Origin of the sequence: Gluconobacter sp. (assembly GCF_047723935.1) — a bacterium.
In the GTDB taxonomy this organism is placed as follows: domain Bacteria; phylum Pseudomonadota; class Alphaproteobacteria; order Acetobacterales; family Acetobacteraceae; genus Gluconobacter.
This window is the reverse complement of sequence record NZ_JBDOBO010000043.1, coordinates 1-22,810: the sequence shown is the minus strand read 5'-3', so window position 1 is coordinate 22,810 and position 22,810 is coordinate 1. Positions and strand designations below refer to the sequence as shown.

The following is a 22,810-nucleotide window of genomic DNA, read 5'->3' as shown; positions in this document are numbered from 1 at the left end:
TCCATATCCCTACCGCTCAAAATTGTGTCTCTGTCCCTATGACAAGATTCTGCAAACAATCTGGATGGAACGATTTCTGTTAAATTTGCTCTTCTAAATAAGGTTGGTTGAGCTAAAGCCAGCGATCAAATTTTACAGATATCAAAGAAATTCTGACTAGAAGTTTGCCGGATTCACAAGAAATACCATCGAGAAGTTTGAATTTCTCACGCTCTGGGTGGTTGTACCGTTAACGAATTCTCTTGGAGGGAATTATGAGTCACGTAACGAACGGCGTTCTATATGTTGATGATACCGTCAACGGAGGAACAAACCCTGGAAGTTTCTATACTTCAAGCTTCTCTTCGGTATCTGTGTCTTCTGGTGGTACTTACGGAAGCGCTTCGATTGTGTCTGGCGGCACAGTCGTGGTGCAGAGTGGCGGCTCAGTTTTTAACGATACGGTCTCATCGGGCGGCGTATTGACAATTTCCGCCGGTGGTAGCGGCAGTTATATCAGTCTGGCTGCTGGCGCGACATTCAATATCGGCACCAACTACGATAACCAACACACTACCTCCCTGACAGCTCTGTCAGGAACAAAAATTAATGTCTTGTCCGGTGGCATTCTCTCTAACGCAGACGCAGGTTCTTCTGGAACCATCGTTGTTAATGCGGGCGGAATTCTACGAAACGCTATCGTTTCCAAAGGCGGCGGGCTGGCAGTAACTGGAACAGCTTCCAACACAACCATTAATAATGGCGGTGTAATGGATATCAGCTCCGGCGGTCTGGCCTTCGGGGGAACCATCAATAACGGCGGTCAGGTCTTTGTAGGCTCTGGCGCGACCCTTTCAAGTGTGATCATCAACACTGGCGCCTCCGCTGTTGTTTCCGCAGGCGCCTCGACCGGCGCCCTGAAATTGAATGGCGGCACGCTCGATACGTATGTTGCCCCTTCGTTTGTCGCCGGTGGAGTTGTTAGCGGGACACTAATCTTTGAAAGCGGGGTCAAAGACGGCGGTTACCAGAAGCTCGGAACTGGGGTCACAATCAACCTGAAATCTGGAGCTGCGCTTTCCAACAGCACCATCGGTTCGGGCAATACTGTTGCAGTTTCTTCGGGCGCTACCGCGAGTGGACTGGTTATCAGCGGTGGTGGTCTCGGCGTTCAGGGGGCGACATCAAACACGACCGTTATCAGCGGTGGCGTGGTGGATGTTGGGTCTGGCGGCAACGCCACAGGCAACACAGTTAGCAATGGCGGGTACCTCTACGCTGAGTCTGGTGGTACGATTGGCACCACCACACTTCAGAGCGGCGCAGTCCTCAGCGCTAAGGCTGGATCAACGATTTCGGGCACTGTCACGGCCGCCAAGGGCGCTACACTGACAATCCCGACAACTGCTGGTGGTACCATCGACCTGCAGGGTAATGGAAATGTCGGCCTGACCATTACCGGCTCAGGTAGCCCGACAACGGTTATTTCCGGGTTCTCAGAGGACACAGCGGCAGGAACCGCAGACGGCATCACGCTGACGAACGTCAAAACCGCCGACGTTGTTTCCGTCACCTACCCTGATGCTGATCATGTCACGTTCACGCTCAAGGACGGTTCAGCTGTCACGCTGAACATCGTTGGCGTCAAGAACGTGGGCTATACTCTGGCGTCTGACAGCAATGGCGATCTCGTTTACGAGGTGTGCTTCCTTGCGGACACGCTGATTGCTGGTCCGAATGGAAACGTTGCTGTGCAGGACCTTGTCCCCGGCGATACGGTTACGTCCTATCGTGATGGTGTGGCATACAGCAGCAAGGTCTCCTGGGCAGGAAAGGCGCATTGCGTCGTTCGCCCGGAAAAGGCTGATGATGAGGCCGGGTATCCGGTGCATATCCTTGAAAACGCGATTGCTCAGGGTGTTCCTTTCCAGGACATGCTCGTTACATCTGAGCATTGCCTCTTCCTGGACGGCAAGTTCATTCCGGCCCGTATGCTCGTCAATGGTCGTTCGATCTATTACGACAAGTCCTTCACGTCCTATGACTATTTCCACATTGAGACGGAAGGCCATTCGGTCATCATGGCTAACGGTGCGTTGACCGAGAGCTATCTTGATACAGGCAATCGTCGTGCGTTCGAACAGAAGAGCAATGTCTTTATGTTCGGCCAGAAGGCGAAGTCTTGGGAGAACGATGCTGCTGCTTCGCTGACCGTATGCCGTGATCTGGTTGAGCCTGTTTACCGTCAGATCGAACAGCGTGCGCAGGCGTTGCAGTTCGCAGTTCAGGCACCGGCTGCTACGACCACTACGGACAGCGATCTGCATCTCGTGTCTGATCGTGGCCATCGCATCCAGCCGCTTCGCACGGTCGATAACCGCGTCATGTTCATGATCCCTGGCGATGTGGCGTCGGTCCGTATTGTCTCAAACAGCAGTCGCCTGTCAGATGCGATTGGTCCGTTTGTTGACGACCGTCGTATGCTGGGTGTGTTGATTGGCGATGTTTCGTTCTTCGACAGTGGCGTTACGGTGAAGATCAAGACGCACCTGACCAAGGAAAATCTGAGCGGCTGGCACAGCGTGGAGCACATCCCGATGCGCTGGACGAACGGCAACGCACACCTTCCGCTTGGTGCTCGACTGCCGGGTAGTATCGGTCTCCTTGCTATCAAGGTTGAGGCTGCTGGTCCCTACGTTGTTGCTTCGGCGGATGAGGCAGAGGTTGCTCTTAAAACGGCCTGAAGGTCATTCTCCTATCCGTAAAAGCTACGGATAGGATTTTCCTCCCAGTCAAATCAGAATTTCTGCTTTGGCTGGGAGGTTTTTAATATTCATGCGCTTTAGAAAACGCTCTAGCGCATAATTTAATAAACCAGCGCTCATGTTGTCCAAAGCTAGCGCCCTTTATTTGCAAAAATGCGGTCCCTTCACTCTGTTTGGCAAATATCCAAACATTCTCTGAAAAGCAGCGCTGAAATGACTGACGTTGCTGCATCGAGGTTCCCTCGCGGTGTCTGCCAAGAGAAAGCTCCGTGCGTATTTTACGGCGTCAAACTATCGCCATGGGCCAGGCTCGCGGATCACCTCGGCCTAGAGCCAACCGTTTATAGTCTTGGCCATAGCATTGTCATATGAATCCCATACACTGCCCTCGAATGGCTTGAGCCTTGCCTCAGGCAGTCATCGGGATAGAGAATGATCAAGTATGGAGAGCCGCGATACGAATGGTTGCCAGCCGGGCGTCCCCTGACGGGCAGCCTGCATGCATGGCCTGCTTATGAGTATTGAGCGAGAACCTCTCGTGCGCTCTCCTGCTGACAGGTCAACGACGGATGCGATGTGAATGAAACCGGCTTAGGGTCGCAAACAAGGTAAAACCGATCGGCGGTTTCCGTCGTGAGGCCAGTACGTCTGCCCGTCTGGATTTCTATCATGTTCCAGAACCAGCCGAACTGCCCGGGCACGCACTGCAGGGGGAAACTTTTTCACAGTATTGTTTATCAGACCTTCTTCTCGGAGAAATGGTCTCGGTTAAGTCCAGCGCGGTTTAATACGCCCGTTTCGGTCACTCTGATGTTCATCACCAGCCATGACGGCGACCGCCATCATGCCGCCTCTTGATAAAATTCTGGCGAAGACAGACAACTAGGCATTCACGTTCTGGCGGCTGGTTCTTGATCGGACATTCTTGCCGCCATTGCCAATTCGTATGTCCAGCATGTGGGGAGCAGTGGCTAGTCTTTGCGAAAGATGCTTGGCCCAGATCATAACAGCATGAAGCGTTCCGCCGATTTACCTGCAAACCCACCTCCTGTTGTCGGGTTCGCAGATTATTATGTCGGCGGTTTCGTAGATGGCTTTCACACACATGAGCGGGCACAGTTGTCTGTGTTCATGGCAGGGAGTGTGACAGTCACTACGCATGAGGAAAGCTTCGTCCTTCGTCCTGGACAGGCGCTCTGGCTTCCTGCCCAGACGCTGCATCAAGCAACCTGCCGCACTGACCTGTCGTTTCAGGTCATCTATGTTGATCCTGATTTCCCCGGCGCTGGCACGCTTCCATGCAAGATGTTTGATGCATCTTCCTTGATACGGGGCCTGATGGACGAGATCATTGCCATGAGCTTTGAGTTTGCCATGGACAGCCGCATGTCAACGATTGCCCGGCTTCTCATCGATGAAGTGGAGCGCGCACCACGGCTTGCAGAGCGCGTGCTTCTGCCTGCCGACCCTCGTATGCGGCGGGTCTGTGAAGCGATTATCGCCAAGCCGGGAGATTGTCGCGACATCGATCATTGGGCGCGTGAAGCCGGTATGGCGCGGCGCACTTTTACCCGCCTCTTTCAGTCTCAGATGGGTATGGGCTTCGCGGCATGGCGCCGGAGAGTACGGGTTGTGGAAGCCGCTTCCCGAATTGCGACGGGCCAATCGATTGCCGAAGTTGCCTTCGATCTAGGCTACGATAATGCCAGTAGCTTCAGCAGTATGTTTCATAGAACTTTTGGTGTCTCCCCGCGCGAGCTGAGAGCCAACTCGCCTACGGCTGCGCGGCTATAAAGCACCGGATTTCCAAATCTGGTTGCTCTGACTCTCATCGCCTCTACGTCTGGAAAACAGTAACAAACCGTTTCTTTTCCGCTCTGAGGGTGACCTATCTACAGTAATCGGGCCTTATTCAGTTGCGTTTGGGCCAACTGCGCGCTGGCAGCTTGAAGCTGTTTCCGAAGATGTCTAGGAGCGCAATTAAGTATCATTCTTAACAAAAAAAACCGGTCCCTGCCTCGCAACCAGCACGAGCCGGTAACGAAATGAGTTGGGTATGCAGCGCAGCAGGATAGTTTACACGGTTCTTTTCTCCCTTATTTTGAGCGATACAGCTTTCGCAGCTGAGCAGGAGAATAAGGCCAAGGATCCGCAGCTGTCTGGGGCGCCTGCCCCGGCTCAAGCGAGCGCTGACAATGCCAAAGCACGGAGCGCAAGGGTTGAACGGGTTGAGGTTCATGCTCGCAAGTCTTCAACCATTGCCTCTTCTGCTACAAAAACAAACACACCTCTTGTTGAAACCGCCCAGTCCGTCACCGTCATCACCCGTGACGAAATGGATACACGCGGTGTCCTGACACTTAATCAGGCCGTACGGTACGCCGCGGGCGTCACAGCCGATACGCGGGGTGGTGAAGGCACTCGGTATGATCTCTTCGATCTTCGCGGCTTTACAGTGCCGACTTTTCTGGATGGACTGAAGTTCCAGGATAGCCCGACCGGCTTTGCCGTCGCCCAGACGGACACCTTCCGACTTGACCGCGTTGAGCTGCTCAAAGGGCCGGCTTCTGCCCTTTATGGGCAGTCCAGCCCAGGTGGTCTGACGGCGTTATCCAGCAAACTGCCGACGGATCAGCGGTTTTATGGTAGTGTCAATACAACTGGCGGCATGTTCGATCTATATCGTGTGGATGCTGACGTCGGCGGATTTGCGACCAAGGACGGTCTTGTCCGCTACCGGCTTTACGGCACAGTAAACGGGCAGCATACCCAGCTCAGCAGAACCGGTAGCCGACGCTTCAGCATTAGCCCGGCCTTTACCTTTGGAGGCGACGGCCCGACCACCCTCACCTTGCTGGGTAACTACCAGTACGATCCTGAGAGTGGTTCTTATGGCGGCGTGCCGCTGATTGGGTCGCTCAAGCGTGCTTCCTACGGCTACCTGCCCCGAAATTTCTACGACGGGGATGTCCCATCAGAAAAATTCAACCGCAAACAGGGTGCAATTACCTATATCTTCAATCACCGCTTCAACGATGACTGGAGCTTCAGCACGCGCGGTCGCTACGATGATATCAAGACCATCTATCGCAGCGTGTATAACAATGGCTACTACGACAGCGATGACGGTACGAGTGGGCAGATGTTGTCCCGCTCTGCATATGGAACGCACGAGCACACCTATAATCTGGCGTTTGACAGCCAGGTCAAAGGTCGCGTCCGCACTGGCCCGTTGCGACATGCCCTGATGTTCGGCTTTGACTATATGCAGCAGAAGGCCAATGACACAGAAGCCTATGGCGATGCTCCGGATCTGGATGTGCTCCATCCCGATTATCACATGGTCATTCCGGACCTGTCCCCGTATCTGAATTATGTCACTCATTCTCATCAGATCGGCGCGTATGGTCAGGATGAAATCCGCTGGCATCGGCTGATCCTTACGGGAAGTATTCGCAATGACTGGTATCGCTCGCATCAGGTTGAGTCTCTGACACCCTCTGACAACCGCCAGAGTTCAAGCCAGATTACATGGCGTGCTTCCGGTCTTTATCACTTTGACTTCGGCCTCTCACCTTACATCAGCTATTCGACGTCTTTTCAGCCGCAGTCAGGCTCTGTTTCCAACGATGGCGGTGCGACCGTTCGCCAGGCCAATCCATCTATGGGCAAGCAGCTTGAGGGTGGTTTGAAATATCAGCTTCCTGGAACATCCATCCTGCTGACCGCGGCAGGGTTCCATATCGAGCAAAGCAACGTGCTCGTCTCGGTCGCGAACACAGGGTACAGTGTACAGAGCGGACTTGTTCACTCGGACGGTTTCGAATTTGAAGCCCACGCCGAGCCGTTCCGTAACCTCATGCTGACAGCCGCAGTGAGTTTCCAGAAGATCAAGGATGATTCGACCGGGAAGCCGTTGATCCAGTCTGGCAAAGGGAATGCCTCCCTTTTCGCGTTCTACACAATGCCCTCCGGGCCTTTGAAGGGGTTCGGATTTGGTGGTGGTATGCGCTATTCCGCGAAAACCTACGGTGGCGAAGCAACATATGGCAGCGTCTGGCTTCCACAATATGCTCTCTTCGATGCGTCCGTGAGCTATGATCTGGCGAACATGTCTCATTCGCTTCACGGCTGGAAAGCCTCTGCAAGCGTTCGCAATCTCTTTGACAAGAAATATATCGCGAACTGCTTCGCGTACGGTGCGGACGGGCAATATTGCTACTATGGCGAGCGCCGGAATGCCCAGGCCAGCATAGGGTATAGCTGGTAATTTCTTACGAAGGAGGTTGCCAGATAATCTGGCAACTCCTTTCAAGAGGCTCATACCGTCATTTTTTAAGCCTTCTCGTTAGGCTGGAAGCATTCCGTCTCCCGCATATTTCAGGCGTTGTGCGTCCCGTGCGGGAGGAGCCCCAAACATGCGCCGGTACTCTCTACTGAATTGGGACGGGCTGTCGTACCCGACCGCAAATCCGGCCTCAGCAGCATCGACCGTGGCACTGAGCAGCCTGCGGCGTGCCTCCTGAAGGCGAAGACGCGTGCGATACTGCAAGGGGCTCATCATCGTGGCTGCCCGGAAATGCCGATGAAATGATGAAGGGCTCATCCCGGCAATTTTCGCAACAGATGCAATGTCGAAAGATTCTGCGTAATGCGTTCGTATCCAGCCAATCGCCCGATTGAGCTGGGAGAGGTTTGTCCCCGCAGTGGCAATCTGCCGCAGAACATAGCCTTGAGGCCCCTGCAACAACCGATAAAGCAGTTCGCGCAGGATGGCGGGCTGAAGAATGGGAATGTCTTCCGGGTTTTCCAACAGTCCTACGAGGCGGGTCACTGGATCCAGGATTTCATGGGTGAGTGCACTGACCGTCATGCAGGATGGGCATGTCGTCCCGTTGGTGGGAAAGGCATCCTTCATTTCGAGTAGCAAATCAGCAATTTGGGCAGGGTCCAGAGCGAGGCAAAGCGCCAGATAGGGTTTCTCATGCGTGGCTTGTGTCACCTGCCCGGTAACGGGAAGGTCAACGGCCGTTACGAGATACTTGCTGGCATCATAATCAAAGACCTTGTCACACAGCATGACCTGTTTTGACCCCTGGACGATTACGCAGAAGCGGGGTTCGTACACCACATCCATTGGTGTCGTGGGGGCATCGGCACGAAAGAGCAGCAGGCCCGGCACAACCGAGCGGGTTGTTGGTTCGACGCAATGGCGGTCGATCGTGTCTCGAAGCCGTGACAGAATATCCTGCATGAAGCGAAATTTCCGATTTTTTCAGTCAGTCGTTTGGGTATTGCACATTTAGGGGCATGCCTGATCCGCCCAGAAGGGTTGTGTGAGACTTTGGTCGGATTGTGCAAGCATATGATCGAATTAGGCATCTTTTTAAAGTTTTGTTCTATCTCATTATGGCACCACACCCACTTTTGATGGCGCTTTAGGGGCTGTTGTCTTTATTTCACGTCCTGGCCTACAGCTCGATATGGCAGGATTGTGCAATTATCTGATTGGATTGCTCTACCGGATGTTGCGCGCGGAGTTGCATGATCCGCCCAAGCCTTCCGCGGCGGTTATGCTCCTTCCCTGAGAACGTCGTTTCCGGTGAGAAGACGGCAAACGCGGCGCGGCATCATGTCATGGCGAAAAGCTTGCCGATTTGTCCGCACATGGATTGTGCCGGACAAGCGGGGTGCGGGTTCCGCGCTCCAAAGCCATCTGAACAGAGATATTCAATGGGGATCGTCGCCTTTGCGCTACGACGGCCTTACACGTTCCTTGTCGCAGGGGTACTTATCCTGCTGCTGGGCATCACGGCCGTCTTCAGAACGCCTACCGATGTGTTTCCGAACATCGATATCCCGGTCGTCACCGTCGTCTGGTATTATGACGGCCTGGATGCCGCCGAGACCGAGAAGCGGATCAGTACTTATACAGAGTTTTCCGAAAGCTTCTTCGTCAACAATCTGCGGACCATCGAAAGCCAGACGACACCGGGGCTGGTCCTGCAAAAGCTGTATTTTCAGCCCGGCGTAAACGTGGATCTTGCGGTCGCACAGACCGTTTCGGCTACAAACTCAATCCGCGCCCTGCTGCCACCGGGCATTCAGCCGCCCATCATCATGCAGTACAGCGCTTCCAGTGTGCCGGTTCTGCAGCTTTCCCTCTCTTCGGAGAAGCTGACGGAGAGCGAACTGTATGACTATGGCATTTACCGTATCCGTCAGCAGCTCGCCCCTATTCCCGGCACGATGCTGCCCCCGCCCTATGGCGGAAAGATCCGTCAGGTCATGGTGGATATTGATGAGACCAAGCTGGCTGGTGTCGGCCTGACGCCGCTGGATGTTTCCAATGCCATCAACGTGCAGAACCTGACGCTGCCCGGCGGAACAGTGAAATTCGGCGCCACCCAATACGACGTTCGTATGAACGGCATGCCAGACGTCGCAGCGCGCCTGAATGATGTTCCCCTCAAGCGTGACCCCAAGACAGGTGCCATCGTTCGTATTGCCGATGTTGCGCAGGTCCGTGATGGAACGGCCGTGCAGCAGAATGTGGTGCGCCGCGAAGGACGCCGCTCCGTACTGCTCTCCATCATGAAGGCCGGAAATGCCTCGACGCTGAGTGTTGTAAACGCCATTCGTAATCAGGTTCTTCCTGTTACGCGTGCAGCAGCCCCGGCAGGCATGAAGATCGAGGAGTTGTTTGACCAGTCTCTGTTCGTCAAAGCGGCAATTACCGGAGTGGCGTCTGAAGCCGTCATCGCCGGCCTGCTAACAGCGGCAATGATCCTTGCGTTTCTCGCAAGCTGGCGTTCGACCATTATCGTTGCCGTCTCCATCCCGCTGGCAATCCTGTCCTCCATTGCCGTGCTGTCCTGGACTGGCCAGACACTGAATCTGATGACTTTGGGTGGTTTGGCTCTTGCCGTTGGTATTCTGGTGGATGATGCGACTGTAACGATCGAAAATATCCATCGCATTCGCCATGAGGGAACAGAACTGCGACAGGCCGTGCTCAACGGCGCGTCGGAAATTGCGCTGCCAACACTGGTTTCGACACTGGCCATCTCCAGCGTATTTGTGTCGGTGGAGTTCCTTGTCGGGCCGTCCCGCTTCCTGTTCACACCGATGGCCCTTGCTGTTGTGTACGCCATGCTCGCCTCCTATGCGATCAGCCGGACACTGGTGCCAATCTTCGCAGCTATCCTTCTGCGGTCTGAAGAACGGCAGACCATACGACGCCGCGATGCCGGGCTGCCTCCTGATGTCATTACCCGTTTCGGCATTGCTTTTGATCGGCGCTTCAACCGGCTGCGGGATAGCTACGTCCGTCAGTTACATGGCCTCATCGAAAGTGGCTGGAAAGTTCCTGCGCTGGCAGGTGTGACTGTTCTGGCTGCCGGTTTCCTCGCAACTCAGGTCGGGCAGGATTTCTTCCCCACGATTGATGCCGGCGAATTCAAGCTCCATGTCCGCGCGCCGGAAGGAACGCGCATCGAGAGCACGGAACGACTGTTCGATCAGGTTGAAGACGTCATCCGTGAAGTCGTGCCTGAGCATGAACGGTCATTAGTCCTCGATAACATGGGCGTTCCATTCCGGTACTCCATGCCTTTCGATGACGGCACGACCGTTGGACCAAATGACGGTCAGATCATGGTGGAGCTGAAGGAAGGGCATCGCCCAACCGCCGATTATATCCGCACACTCCGGACCGAACTGGCACGCCGCTTCCCGGACAGCGTGTTCTATTTCCAGCCCGCCGATATCGTGACCCAGATCCTGAATTTCGGGCTTCCCGCGCAGGTCGATATCCGCATTTCGGGTTATGACGCAGCCAATAACCGCAAGGTCATGCAGGAAGTCCGTCAGGAAGTCTCCCGCATTCCCGGCCTGGTGGACGTCCATCTGCATCAGCAGATTGCAGCGCCAGAACTGGCGATTGCGATTGATCGTGAGCGCGCTCTGGACCTCGGCCTGACGCTCAACGACGTTGCCCGCAACGTGATGGTGTCACTGGCGTCCTCCAATACCGTAACCCCGAACTTCTGGGTCGATCCGGCAACGGGCATTCAGTACCCGCTGGCAGTGCAGACGCCGCAGTATCGGGTCAACAATCTGGGTGATCTTCGCAACACCGTCATTGCATCCGCAATCGGGTCACAGCACTCCTCGGCTCTGCTGAGCAATGTTGCAACCATCAAGCGCGGCACGGCACAGAACGTCATTTCACACAGTAACATCCAGCCGACACTCGATGTCGATGCGAGTGCGGAGGGGCGTGATCTGGGGAGCATTGCCCGGGACATTGATCGGGTCATTGCGCGCCATCGGGGAGAGCTTTCACCAGGCAATGTGATCACCGTTCAAGGGCAGATCGAAAGCATGCATTCTGCCTTTACCCGGCTGGGTATCGGCCTGATGGTCGCAGCGATTGCGGTCTACCTCCTGATGGTCGTGAACTTCCAGTCCTTCATGGACCCGTTCGTGGTGGTTCTTGGTCTTCCAGGTGCCATGTGCGGGATCGTGTTCATGCTGTTCGTTACAGGAACAACGTTCTCGGTTCCTTCCCTCATGGGGGCGATCATGAGTGTCGGTGTGGCCAGCGCCAATTCGATCCTGCTTGTAACCTTTGCCAAGGAAAGACGTGCTGAGGGCTTAAGTGCCGTCGAAGCCGCCGTCGCTGCCGGACAGGCACGCCTGCGCCCCATTCTGATGACGTCACTCGCAATGATCATTGGCATGTTGCCCATGTCTCTGGGGCTCGGCGATGGCGGCGAACAGAACGCCCCGCTCGGACGCGCCGTGATTGGCGGCCTGATGATGGGCACCTGCGCCACGCTCTTCATTGTGCCCTGGCTCTACACACGCCTGAGAAAACGAGAAAGCCGCATTCTTGAGGAATACAGTCATGTCTGAACCCGTTTTATCCTCGACCGGCGTCCGTGAAGAACGGCGCGGCCCGCCCATCGTGCCATTGATTGGCCTCGGAGCTATCCTGCTGCTCGGCTATGGGATCTACGCGCATAGTGAACGTGGCATCGCGGTTCGTGCTCTCGCTGAAACGCGTCAGAACCAGACGCCAGATGTCAGCTTCATGATTGCTCACAGAGAGACAAAGCCTGTCTCTCTTGATCTTCCCGGAGAAACTGCGCCCTTTGAAACGGCGGCAATTGGTGCGCGGGCATCAGGATATATTGCCGAACGACGTGTTGATATCGGCACGCGTGTGAAAGCGGGAGACGTTCTGGCCATTATTCATGCGCCAGAGCTGGATCGACAGGAAGCACGCGCCAAGGCAGCAGCTGAACAGGCGCGCGCCAATCTGGATCTTGCCCGTGTTACGGCAAGGCGCTCTGGTGGCCTCGTCGGTGGTGGCGCGGTGAGCAAGCAGAACTTCGATACGGATCGCATTACCCAGCAAGCCCAGAATGCCGCACGTGCGGCCGCTGATGCGGCCCTGGCAGAGAGCGCACAACGACGTGCCTACACGACCGTGACGGCCCCTTTCGATGGTGTTGTGACGGTACGGAACGTGGAAGTTGGGGATCTGGTAAGTGCGGATAGTGCTCAGTCAGTCCCGCTGTTTGTGGTCGCTCGCACGGATAGACTGCGTGTCCGCGTGCATGTGCCACAGGAGGAGGCCGGTACAGTGCAGACGGGTACACCTGTCAGTCTGACTGTGCCGGATCATCCGGGAGAAAGCTTCGCAGGTACCGTCACACGGACAGGTCATGCGCTGGAACGTGAGAGCCGGATGCTGCCAGTTGAAATCGAGCTGGATAATCGTGACGGAAAGCTTGCCTCCGGTGTGTATGGCTCCATTCATTTCGACTTGCCACGCCCTGTCCCGACGCTGCTGATTCCCACGGAATCACTCATTTACAACGCGGACGGCCTGTCCGTAGCCACCGTCGAAGACGGGAACCGACTGCGTCTTCACAAGGTGACTGTTGGCCGGGATTATGGAGATCGGATTGAGATCCAAACCGGTTTGGCTGAAGGAAGTCGCCTGATCATGCATCCTCCATCGGCTTTGACAGATGGCCGGCAGGTTGCACCGCATGATGTGAATGGATCGAAGGGAGCGTGAAGATGCGTGCTTCCACCACAACTCTTACGTCTGGATTAGTGCTCCTGTTGAGCGGCTGCACGATGATTCCGGACTATCATCGCCCTGCAGCCCCAGTGGCGACCGAATGGCCCAATAAAGCCGCTGATGTAGCGTCCACAGATGGAGGCAGCCTTGAGAACTGGCGCGCATTTTATCGCGACCCCGTTCTGCAATCGCTGATCGAGACGGCTCTGGCCAACAACCGGGACCTTCAGATTGCCCAGCATCAGGTCGAAGCGTCGAGCGCGCAGTTTGACATTGAAAATGCTGCCCTCTTCCCAACCCTGAATGGGACGGCGGGAGCGAATGTTCAGAAAATGAACTCCAGGATCTGGAGCCTGTCACAGGGGAATGGTCCGTTCTACATGCGGCAATATGCCGTGGGGTTTGGTGTCTCGGCTTATGAGGTCGATCTGTGGGGACGTATCCGGTCCGCCTCTCGTGCGTCGTTTGATCGGTATGTTGCAGATGAGCTGGGGCGTGAGAGTATGCGCCTCAGCATCATTGCAAGTGTTTCGACAGCAATGCTCAACTGGGTCGCTAACAATCAGGCTCTTCGGGTTACACAGAACGTCCTTGCAAACCGCCGTCACACTTATGATTTAGTCAAGCAGACAGCCGATGTCGGCACCGGAACTCAACTTGATGTGGCCGAGGCGGAAGCTGCTCTGCGGGACGCAGAAACCAATCTCCAGATCTATATGCGTCAGCGCGAGCAGGCGATGAACCAGCTTGAACTCCTGGTCGGCACACCTTTGGTGCCTTCAGTACGTGCTGATCTGGAACATAAGGCTGCTCTCGAGGATGTCGTGCCTTTTCCGGATGTTCCGGAAGGCCTTCCTTCAGACATGATTGCACGTCGGCCTGACATCCTTTCAGCAGAGCAGGTTTTGCGGGCGGCGAATGACGATATCGGAGCGGCACGAGCTGAGTTCTTCCCCAAAATCCAGATCACTGCGGCGAACGGCACGGCGAGCAACAATATCACTCGCCTGTTCCAAAGTGGGATGGGTGCCTGGAACGTAGCACCTCAGATCACCCTTCCACTGTTTGACGCCGGGCGTCTGACAGCAGAGCTCCACCAGGCGAAGGCTCGTAAAAAAGAAGAAATCGCACGGTATGAGAAGACGGTGCAGACCGCTTTCCGGGAGGTAGCCGACGCCTTAGCAGGACGAGGCACCTACCTGGAGCAATTGCATGCGCAGAACGCCTTAGTTCAGGCTGGTGGCCGCCAGTATCAACTCGCACTCGCGCGTTTTAAAGGGGGTTATGACCCCTATCTCGATACGCTCGTCGCACAACGGACACTCTATAGTGCTCAGCTTGGAGCGATTACGACCCATCTTCAGCAGATGTCCAATACCGTAACGCTCTACAAAGCTCTTGGAGGAGGATGGAACGAGACCCTTCCGCCTCGTAAGGACGCAATGATCAACCACGTTCTGTAGCCCTTCCTTCCATGGCGGCAAAAATTCCCGAATTTGTCGCCATTTACGAAAATGGACGATATCGTTTGTCATAACTCTCTCAATGACAAACCTTCCGCAACGAACGTAAATGAGAGTAATTATCATTTGCGGAAAAATCAGATGGCTGCCCTTAGAACTTTAGCTTTTGCGTGCGCGGGATTATCTGTTTTCAGCGGATTTGGTGCGGAGGCTTCACCCAATGACGTGTCTTCGTCATCTTCAAACAGCAAGGAAAGCCGTTACAAAAAGCCAAAAATTGGAACATCGCACGGTAAGGCTGAGCATATTCGTGTTCACGCAGACGCACATTCCTACGGAGCCACATCCAGCAGCATAGCGGACAAGCTTCCCACAACCTTTCTTCAGCAGACCCAGACGACAAATGTTGTGACCCATCAGGTCATTGAAGACATGACGCCTCAGACGATGGAAGATGTTGCGAAATATGTGCCCGGCATTTCCATCGGCAATAACTTTGGCGGCACACAGGACGACCTGATGAAACGCGGCTTCGGGGCCGTGGACGATGGTTCGATCCTGCGCAACGGTGTGCGGATGCCCACTGGCCGCAATTTCGATCTAGCCACCACGGAGCGTGTGGAAGTGCTGAAAGGGCCAGCGTCCCTTTTCTACGGAATGCAGGAGCCTGGGGGCGTCATTAACGTCATTACAAAGCAGCCCCGGAAAACGTGGGGAGCCAATTTCGGGACGACATGGTCGTCGCTGGGCGGCGGTTATGGCCACTTTGATGGGGGGGGCCCACTCTCCCATAGTTTGAGCTTTAGACTTGTGGGGTCTTACAAAAATGAGAATTACTGGCGTAATTTTGGCTCCAACAGGCAGAAGCTTCTGGCACCGTCCCTCCGTTTTGAGCACGGTCGCTTCACAGCAGATGTGTCTTACGAATGGGCGAAATATAACAATACGCTAGACCGCGGTACTGTCTTTTCGAATGGACGAGCGGTCAGTGGTCCAGCAAAGCGGTTGGATGAAAGCTGGGCCAAATCCTTTGGCGAACGGCATCTTCTGGCCACGACGATGGAGTATCGTCTGACGGATCATGACCGCATCCGCCTGTCCGGAGGCTGGAACCGGGACAATTATCATGATCGGCAGGCTGATCCGTCTGCCTACAACGCCGCTACGGGCATCCTGACCCGCCGTTATAGAAGCAACACCGGAACCATCCGTGCCAACGGCTATGCGTCTTTAGATTACCTCTCAAATCACGTCCTGTGGGGTATGAAGCATGACCTTGTTGTGGGCGCCGACTATGAGAACCGCCAGCAAAACCAGGGCGCTTTCATTGATGGGACGCGACAGGGTGGGTTCTATCCCGCTGATCCTGTGTATGGGCTGCTCAAGCCTGTTGGCCCGATAAACAACAGCAACAGTGACTGGCGCCAGCACATCAACAGTGCTTCAGGATACCTCAAAGACAATATCCATCTGGGTCATGGGCTGATTTTAGCGCCCGGTGTGCGGTATCAATTTTTCCACATCACGTATGGAGGCCGCCGTCCTTACGTGCAGACAACCGATGAATCCTACACAAAGCCTCTGCCTTTCGTGGCGTTGGTCTATCAGTTAGGAAAGCGCATCTCTTTCTATGGAGACTATTCCCAGTCCTTCACACCCAATCAGCTTGATGCAGGCAGTGTGCTGGAAGGCGGATACAAGCCCACTATGGGACGGCAGTTTGAAGTGGGTGCACGCTATCAGGATCGTTTCCTGACGGCAGATGTGGCTTTGTATAATATCCACAAGAAGAACGTTCAGCAGTCCGCAGGGCTGGATGAGACAGGGAATACGCTCCAGCGTTTGGCCGGTCTGGTGGGTTCCAAGGGAGTGGAAGCCAGCGTGACAGGAAAGCTGGACAAACACTGGAACATTCTGGCCAATTATGCCTTCACCTATGCGCGTATCCTGCGTGACACGCCTGCTGATGAAGGCAAGCTTGTTGCCAACGTCGCCAAGCATACCGGTGGCGGCTATCTGACTTATGAAACAGCTTTGCCTTGGCTCCAGACGACCATGCGGATCGGCGCAGGCGCTCGCTACGTTGGCCGCCGGGCTGGAGATCTGAACAATACGTTCTGGCTTCCCAGCTACACAACAGTTGATGCCTTTGCGTCATGGCATACAGGGCGGCTGTTGGGCCATGACACGTCGTTGCAGGTCAATGCGGTCAACCTGGCCAATAAAGCCTATTTTGTCTCAACCGCCGGGACCCCGCTCCGTGTCTCCTGGGGGCAAGGCCGTACGGTGCATGTGGGCATTGAAGTCGGGTTTTGAACACGCAAGGGCCTTCCTCAAGTTATGTTGCGACTTCCAAAACGCACGGGCGACTGGCTCAGAAGGTCTTCGTAAAAGCGCTGACCGAGACATAGCGCCTCCTCGACGCTTGTAACGGAAACGCATTGGCCGTCCGTCAGTAGAGCGAAAGGGCAGCCCTGCGCAGTCCATGCGGGCCATCTCGTGAAGGAGCACTGCCTAATCCTGACGGAAACGGTGCGGGCTTTCCGTCCGAATGGCCAGATCATTGTCGGAGGTCCGCCGCCTGTCCCGGATTGTCAGGTCGAGTAAGGTCTTGGGGAAACCCTTCGTGGTCCCTCGCACCCAGGTGCTCTTACGTTGCGGCAGTTACTGTTGATGGGCGCAGACGCGAGATTATTCCTCTGGAAACACAGCAATCGCGTCTGCCTGGTCAGGCTGAACCCGAAGACTGGTCTGCTCTGACGCACTGTTTGCGGTCGGCATTGCCAGCAAAACAAGATCGATTAGGTATGAGCATGGAATGCGGATGATGGCACCCATGTTTACTTCCCAATTTTGATCGTCGTGTGGACTAACAACCAGGATGCGAAATACCACAGGGAGAAAAGGTCTCCCTTTCTCCGCCGTGTCGATAAATTTCGCGGCGATTACGGCTGAGGGGACGATGTTCGCTCTCGCAGCCAAAATTTATGATCATTGATAAAAACATTATGATACCGGTATGGTCCCGGCTAGAATTTGATACTGTTTCCTGCGACCGGATACCTGAGCGATGTCTTTTCCCCTATCTTTTCAGAGGCTTTCAAGTGTTTCGGTAAGAGCGTTGGCATGGTCGCTTTCATGCCTGTCTCTGAGCGCATCTCATGCAGTAGCGACAGATATTCCGGCCTCTACCGTGCCCACAGCAAGCCGTGTGGCTCACCCCGTTGCCTTCAGTGATGAAGTCAAGACGCGGCAGATGTTGGTGGCAGTCGCTCTGGGTCGCGCACCGGCGGACCTTCTGATCCACAATGCAAAGGTTCTGAACGTCTACACTCTCAGTTGGGAAGACGGGCAGGACATTGTCATTGCCGGGAAGCGGATTGCATGGGTTGGGCCGGCTGGTCAGTGGAAAGGCCATGCGCTTTCAACTTTTGATGCCAAGGGGCTCCCAGCCGTTCCAGGATTTGGTGAATCTCACAAGCATATCGAAAGCTCGATGCTCTCGCCCGAGTGGGAAGCCGCACTTGTCGTTCCTCTGGGGAATACCTGGACCACGGAAGGCTCTCATGAGTTTGCGAATGTCAGCGGTACGCATAACGTTGAATTCTGGCTCACGGCAGAACATCTGGGAAGTCCGCTGAAAATCTTCCCGGCGCTTGGGTCAGCCACACCGCCTTCTGCCTTCGAGCAAGGCGGCGGAAACTATGCTTACAAGGAAATTTCTGAAAACATTCGGGATAATCCACGAGTTCAGGGGCTGGACGAAGTGATGGACTGGCCTGCCGTTTCCAACCCTTCTCACCCTGGCCATCAGCGGATCTGGGAGAACATTCAGGCCACATTCGATAATCAGGGCGTCGTCGATGGGCACGGCGCAGGGTTGTGGGACATGGACACGATCAATGCCTTCGTTGGAGCAGGCCTGTCTAGCGACCATGAAACGCGCCTTCCTGAGGAAGCCTGGAACAAGTTGCAGCATGGGCTCTTCCTGCAGCTTCGTGATGACAATATTGAGCGTGCTGTCCCCTATTTTGTGCGTAAGGGACTGAAAAACTGGAATAATATTGCCCTTGTGACAGATGACCGCAATGTCGCGGATACGCTGAAGCAAGGAACCATGGATTATCACATCCGGCTGGCGATCAAGATGGGTGCGCCCATTGAAGCTTCGTACGCAATGGGTAGCCTCTATCCGGCCCAGCATGGTCATATGGATCAGATCGTTGGGTCCATTACCCCAGGTCGCTATGCAGACGTTGTCCTGTTGTCTTCCGTGCCCGACGTGAAGATCAAGTATGTTTTTGCAAATGGAAAACTGGCGGCTCAGGACGGAAAATATCTGCTTCCAGTGCCCAAAATCACATGGCCGACATGGGCCTCCGATACCATCCATATTGGCAGAAAACTGACGGCAAAGGACTTTGAAATTCTGGCGCCAGAGGGAAGAACTACCCAAGTCACAGCGGCTATTCAGGCTCCGTTTTACACTGATCCTGTTCAGAAAACCGCAACGCTGCCTGTTGTGAACGGGGTCGTTCAACGAGATGTCGCACATGACATTATCAAGGTTGCCACGGTAGACCGCTATATGGGACAGGCCCGTCTGGGTAAGATGTTCTGGACGGGCAATGGCCCTAAAACGGCGGACAGCGCCATCGCCACCTCCGTATCCCATGATCTCCATAATATCACGGTCATGGGAACGAGTGACGAGGCTATGGCGCTTGCGGTCAATCGCATCGCCGAGCTCAAGGGCGGGGTCGTGATGGTCAGCCACGGCAAGGTCCTTGCCGAAATGAAGCTGGAAATTGCAGGTTTGATGACCAGCCGTCCGGTGGAGGATGCCGCTGCGAGCATGGAAAACGTCTATGCCAAGGCTGATAGTCTTGAGTGGATCGGAGCGCCCGGCTATCCCCGGAGACTTCTGATTTCGATGATCACATGTAGCCCGTTCACATGGCGCCTTGTTGTTCCATACCCGGGTAATCCCAGCGGGCTGGTTCTGCTCCAGACGGGACAGACGATGCCGACGGTCTGGTAAGATATGAAGGCTGTTTTCCAGAATACATTCCACCTTAAACGAAATGTACGAATAGTCCTTCAAGTCATTGTTTTTACGTTTTTATTTCTGGGTAATTCTCCAGGATACGCTGATCCGGAGTCCATGACGAGAGTCTTGGTTTCGCTGGATCGGCCAGATACGGCAACCGTCATGATCGATATGGATCTGACAGTGCTCATGGGTGATCCTGCCAGATACTACGTCCTGGCGACTGGACACGGATCACAGCATGATGCTGAGGTCAGATCAGTCGCTGCGAAAATCACTGAAGCCTTACCGCTTTTCTCGGGGAATTCTGTCCTTCGCGCCATTCTCGTGAACTACAGTTTTTCCGGCAAGAGCCGGGATGAATATATGGATCTGGCAGCTGACAAACCAGCTCATTTCCAATTTCAGATACCGCTTCCTGCAGACACCGGCCCGTTGCAACTTCGCATTCCACTCGGAGCTCAGATTGATTACCCCGTCGCCTATACGGTTCAGCTTCCTGAACGACATTTTACGCAGACGCGTTGGCTTGATGCCGGGCAGCATGAGAGCGTTATCTTTGACTACAGGGGAAAACTCCCAGCCGCTCACGTCGAACAGCCTGCCAGCTTTGATCCGGACACACTGTCGTGGAGACAACAGTTACCGGTTTATTTGAAGCTCGGGTTCAAGCATATCGTCCCGGAAGGGACAGACCACATTCTCTGTGTGCTCGGGCTTTTCTTTCTGGGAATTAGCTGGCGCAAGCTGCTTTCCCAGACGACAGTCTTTACCATTGCGCATGCCACGACACTGTTTCTTTCAACCTATGGAATTTTCGATCTTCCGAGCCGTTTTGTAGAGCCCGCAATCGCTTTATCGATTTCATTCATCGGTCTGGAAAATGTCTTCAGTCCGAAACTGGGGCGAACACGCCTGTTGGTTGTTTTTGCTTTCGGGCTGATTCACGGCTTTGGGTTCGCCAGCAGCCTGAGTGAAGTACCCTTCCCTCATCGCGACTTCATGGCGGCACTCATCGGCTTCAACTTTGGCGTGGATGCTGGTCAGCTTTTCATCATTCTTCTTGCGACACTGGCTGTAGGTGCTTTCAGAAATCGGCCTTGGTTCAGAAGACGAATTGCTATCCCGGCTTCACTTCTCATTGCAGCCATCGGCCTGTTCTGGGCTGGCCAGCGAATTTTGGCCTATCATTTGCTCTTCTGAGGAACATTCATTCTCCACAACTGCTCTTTCATCTGTGAATTTTATTCAAAATTCATGTGGAGAGGCAGGCTATTATCGCACCAGGCTATGACCTGCATACTCGCATCCGTGACGTAACCAGGATAACACCCAATGAAAAATGTTCTTCTTTTGAATGGCTCAAAAGCATTTGCCCATTCTCACGGTCGGCTTAACGATACTCTGCACGACGTTGCGCTTGAGACATTAACGACTGCCGGGTTCGATATTCGTCAGACCAAGATTGATGCAGGCTACGATATTCAGGCCGAGGTTGAAAACTTCCTCTGGGCGGATCTGGTCATCTATCAGATGCCCGGCTGGTGGATGGGCGCACCATGGATTGTCAAGAAGTATGTTGATGAAGTGTTCACGGCCGGACATGGCTCTCTGTATGCCAATGACGGGCGCACCCGCTCCAACCCTGAGCGCAAATATGGATCAGGTGGTCTGATACAGGGAAAGCACTATATGCTGTCACTGACGTGGAACGCACCGAAAGAAGCCTTTGAGGATCCAGAACAGTTCTTTGAAGGCAAAGGGATTGATGGTGTTTATTTTCCCTTCCATAAGGCGAACCAGTTTCTGGGAATGAGCCCTCTCTCTACTTATGTAGCGACAGATGTCATAAAGGCGCCGGCCATTGATGACGTCATACAGGGCTATCGTAATCATCTTTTAAAAATTCTTGGTCTCGAGCTGTCTGTAAGCTCTGTAAACCAGTAACGAGCGGTCAACTCGTGCTTTAAGATTACTTCACTCGTAATCTCTTCCGGTTCCAGACTTGGAGTAACGTAGCAAAAAGCGCGAGGCCTGCGCCGAGAAAGACAATACCTGTCCAACCAAATGCAGGCCAAACCATCATTGCACTGGCGGAGCCGATCGCTCCACCCAAGAACATCGTTCCCATAAAAATGGTATTCAGGCGTGCTCGCGCCTCAGGTCGCAACGCATAGACGACATGCTGATGGGACACGAGCACGCCCTGTATCGCAAAATCAAGAATGATGACCCCTGCAATCAGGCCTGAAAGCGAATTCCAGAGGCCGAAAACGACCCATGATGCGAGTATTAGGCCAGCCCCAAAGACAATAGTTTTTTGAGGGCCATGTTTGTCGGCAATCTGCCCCGCAATTGGAGCGGCGAGGATACCAACGGCTCCTACGATACCGAAAAGGCCGGCCGCGGCGGCCCCTAACCCGAACCGAGGCTCTTGCAAATGAAGTGCCAGGATCGTCCAGAAGATACTAAAAGCTCCAAAAAGAAGGCTTTGAGTGACTGACGCCAGGCGCAACTGAGGAAATTCATTCCAGAGCCCCATCAGGGATGTCAGTAATTGACTATAGTGGAGTTTGGTGTCGGGTTTGCTCGTGGGGAGACACCAAGCCATCAAGGCGCCCGCGCCTAAAGCAATCGGAACGCCCAGCCAGAACATCTCGCGCCATCCAGTGTACGTGGCGACTACACCAGCCAGAGTTCGGCTAAGCAGGATACCACCCAGCAGTCCTCCCATGACAATACCAACTGTGTGCCCCCGCCGTTCAGGGGATGAAAGATGTGCTGCAAAGGGAACAATCTGCTGCGCAACAGTGGCAAAGGCCCCTACGGCGACAGACGCTACGAGCAGTGTCATTGCATTAGGTGCGACTGCAGCACCCGAAAGAGCTAATGCGAGTAGAATGAACTGAAGAATAATAAGTCGCTTGCGCTCCAGAATATCCCCGACAGGCACAAGGAGGAACAGTCCAGCGGCATATCCAAGCTGAGTGCCTGTTGGGATCAGGTTTGTGATCGAACCTGGCAGGTCACGTTTCATGATCCCCAGCATGGGCTGGTTATAATAGATGTTAGCGACCGCAACTCCAGCAGCAATAGCCATGGAAAGAGTGACAAATGTGGATAGGGCATGTTCTGTACTGTTGGTACGATCAATCGGAACAGCAGTAATGGACGGGCTCATATTGGGGTCAGTGCTCATGATACCTGATCCTATCATGTTCCCAGAGCGCTAGCGACGGGCACTCTGAGTTCAAAATCCCATGTTGTGTGGGATGATCAGGGGCTTCAGAGACCTGGAGTTTCTTTGCGATCCAACACAAGAAATTATCGCGTTGGAACCTCAGTCAACGGTTCCCCGATCGCGCAAGGGTAGTTTCATGAGTGATAAACCCAGATAAAACGTAGCTCCGCAATCAATAAAATTCGTTATTAGGGGGTGTTTCCTATAGAGAAA

Annotated in this window: 13 protein-coding genes; 10 read left to right on the top strand and 3 right to left on the bottom strand. The window is 54.3% G+C overall.

What is annotated here, in order from left to right:
* Positions 1-254 precede the first annotated feature (254 nt).
* From ABF979_RS12230 to ABF979_RS12220, 3 genes are all read left to right on the top strand, one after another.
* Complete coding sequence (locus tag ABF979_RS12230; RefSeq protein ID WP_415560104.1) at positions 255-2,723, top strand: Hint domain-containing protein; 2,469 nt, start codon at positions 255-257, stop codon at positions 2,721-2,723.
* Between the two features lie 1,032 nt (positions 2,724-3,755).
* Positions 3,756-4,538, top strand: coding sequence for an AraC family transcriptional regulator (locus ABF979_RS12225; RefSeq protein ID WP_415560102.1), 783 nt, complete (start codon positions 3,756-3,758; stop codon positions 4,536-4,538).
* A gap of 262 nt (positions 4,539-4,800) precedes the next feature.
* Positions 4,801-7,014, top strand: coding sequence for a TonB-dependent siderophore receptor (locus ABF979_RS12220; protein ID WP_415560100.1), 2,214 nt, complete (start codon positions 4,801-4,803; stop codon positions 7,012-7,014).
* 78 nt (positions 7,015-7,092) lie between these two features.
* Here ABF979_RS12220 and ABF979_RS12215 read toward each other — a convergent pair whose 3' ends face one another.
* On the bottom strand, positions 7,093-7,998 hold the full coding sequence (locus ABF979_RS12215) for an AraC family transcriptional regulator N-terminal domain-containing protein (protein ID WP_415560098.1): 906 nt from the start codon (positions 7,996-7,998) through the stop codon (positions 7,093-7,095).
* A gap of 479 nt (positions 7,999-8,477) precedes the next feature.
* Here ABF979_RS12215 and ABF979_RS12210 point away from each other — a divergent pair, with 479 nt between their 5' ends.
* From ABF979_RS12210 to ABF979_RS12195, 4 genes are all read left to right on the top strand, one after another.
* On the top strand, positions 8,478-11,663 hold the full coding sequence (locus ABF979_RS12210) for an efflux RND transporter permease subunit (protein ID WP_099212989.1): 3,186 nt from the start codon (positions 8,478-8,480) through the stop codon (positions 11,661-11,663).
* The gene (locus ABF979_RS12205) at positions 11,656-12,837 is read left to right on the top strand and encodes an efflux RND transporter periplasmic adaptor subunit (protein ID WP_415560096.1); all 1,182 of its coding nucleotides are present in this window, start codon (positions 11,656-11,658) and stop codon (positions 12,835-12,837) included. The genes ABF979_RS12210 and ABF979_RS12205 overlap by 8 nt, the downstream gene beginning before the upstream one ends.
* Before the next feature lie 2 nt (positions 12,838-12,839).
* Positions 12,840-14,306, top strand: a complete 1,467-nt coding sequence (locus tag ABF979_RS12200; protein ID WP_415560094.1) for an efflux transporter outer membrane subunit — start codon at positions 12,840-12,842, stop codon at positions 14,304-14,306.
* Positions 14,307-14,531: 225 nt separating this feature from the next.
* Complete coding sequence (locus ABF979_RS12195) at positions 14,532-16,622, top strand: TonB-dependent receptor (protein ID WP_415560092.1); 2,091 nt, start codon at positions 14,532-14,534, stop codon at positions 16,620-16,622.
* A gap of 375 nt (positions 16,623-16,997) precedes the next feature.
* Here the strand turns inward: ABF979_RS12195 and ABF979_RS12190 are convergent, their stop codons facing one another.
* Entirely contained in the window at positions 16,998-17,144 is a 147-nt protein-coding gene (locus ABF979_RS12190) for a hypothetical protein (RefSeq protein ID WP_415560090.1), read from the bottom strand.
* 232 nt (positions 17,145-17,376) lie between these two features.
* On the opposite strand from ABF979_RS12190, the gene ABF979_RS12185 reads away from it, so the two are divergent.
* From ABF979_RS12185 to ABF979_RS12175, 3 genes are all read left to right on the top strand, one after another.
* Complete coding sequence (locus ABF979_RS12185) at positions 17,377-19,347, top strand: adenine deaminase (RefSeq protein ID WP_415560088.1); 1,971 nt, start codon at positions 17,377-17,379, stop codon at positions 19,345-19,347.
* 123 nt (positions 19,348-19,470) lie between these two features.
* The gene (locus ABF979_RS12180; protein ID WP_415560086.1) at positions 19,471-20,559 is read left to right on the top strand and encodes a HupE/UreJ family protein; all 1,089 of its coding nucleotides are present in this window, start codon (positions 19,471-19,473) and stop codon (positions 20,557-20,559) included.
* A 132-nt stretch (positions 20,560-20,691) separates the two neighbouring features.
* Complete coding sequence (locus ABF979_RS12175) at positions 20,692-21,303, top strand: NAD(P)H-dependent oxidoreductase (protein WP_415560084.1); 612 nt, start codon at positions 20,692-20,694, stop codon at positions 21,301-21,303.
* Between the two features lie 25 nt (positions 21,304-21,328).
* On the opposite strand, the gene ABF979_RS12170 is transcribed toward ABF979_RS12175, so the two are convergent.
* The gene (locus ABF979_RS12170; protein WP_415560082.1) at positions 21,329-22,555 is read right to left on the bottom strand and encodes an MFS transporter; all 1,227 of its coding nucleotides are present in this window, start codon (positions 22,553-22,555) and stop codon (positions 21,329-21,331) included.
* Positions 22,556-22,810 lie beyond the last annotated feature (255 nt).

Bases quoted from the DNA above. Each gene is read 5' to 3' on its own strand.
- ABF979_RS12230 (WP_415560104.1), top strand. From the start codon at position 255: ATGAGTCACGTAACGAACGGCGTTCTATATGTTGATGATACCGTCAAC.
- ABF979_RS12225 (WP_415560102.1), top strand. From the start codon at position 3,756: ATGAAGCGTTCCGCCGATTTACCTGCAAACCCACCTCCTGTTGTCGGG.
- ABF979_RS12220 (WP_415560100.1), top strand. From the start codon at position 4,801: ATGCAGCGCAGCAGGATAGTTTACACGGTTCTTTTCTCCCTTATTTTG.
- ABF979_RS12215 (WP_415560098.1), bottom strand. From the start codon at position 7,998: ATGCAGGATATTCTGTCACGGCTTCGAGACACGATCGACCGCCATTGC.
- ABF979_RS12210 (WP_099212989.1), top strand. From the start codon at position 8,478: ATGGGGATCGTCGCCTTTGCGCTACGACGGCCTTACACGTTCCTTGTC.
- ABF979_RS12205 (WP_415560096.1), top strand. From the start codon at position 11,656: ATGTCTGAACCCGTTTTATCCTCGACCGGCGTCCGTGAAGAACGGCGC.
- ABF979_RS12200 (WP_415560094.1), top strand. From the start codon at position 12,840: ATGCGTGCTTCCACCACAACTCTTACGTCTGGATTAGTGCTCCTGTTG.
- ABF979_RS12190 (WP_415560090.1), bottom strand. From the start codon at position 17,144: ATGGGTGCCATCATCCGCATTCCATGCTCATACCTAATCGATCTTGTT.
- ABF979_RS12185 (WP_415560088.1), top strand. From the start codon at position 17,377: ATGTCTTTTCCCCTATCTTTTCAGAGGCTTTCAAGTGTTTCGGTAAGA.
- ABF979_RS12180 (WP_415560086.1), top strand. From the start codon at position 19,471: ATGACGAGAGTCTTGGTTTCGCTGGATCGGCCAGATACGGCAACCGTC.
- ABF979_RS12175 (WP_415560084.1), top strand. From the start codon at position 20,692: ATGAAAAATGTTCTTCTTTTGAATGGCTCAAAAGCATTTGCCCATTCT.
- ABF979_RS12170 (WP_415560082.1), bottom strand. From the start codon at position 22,555: ATGAGCACTGACCCCAATATGAGCCCGTCCATTACTGCTGTTCCGATT.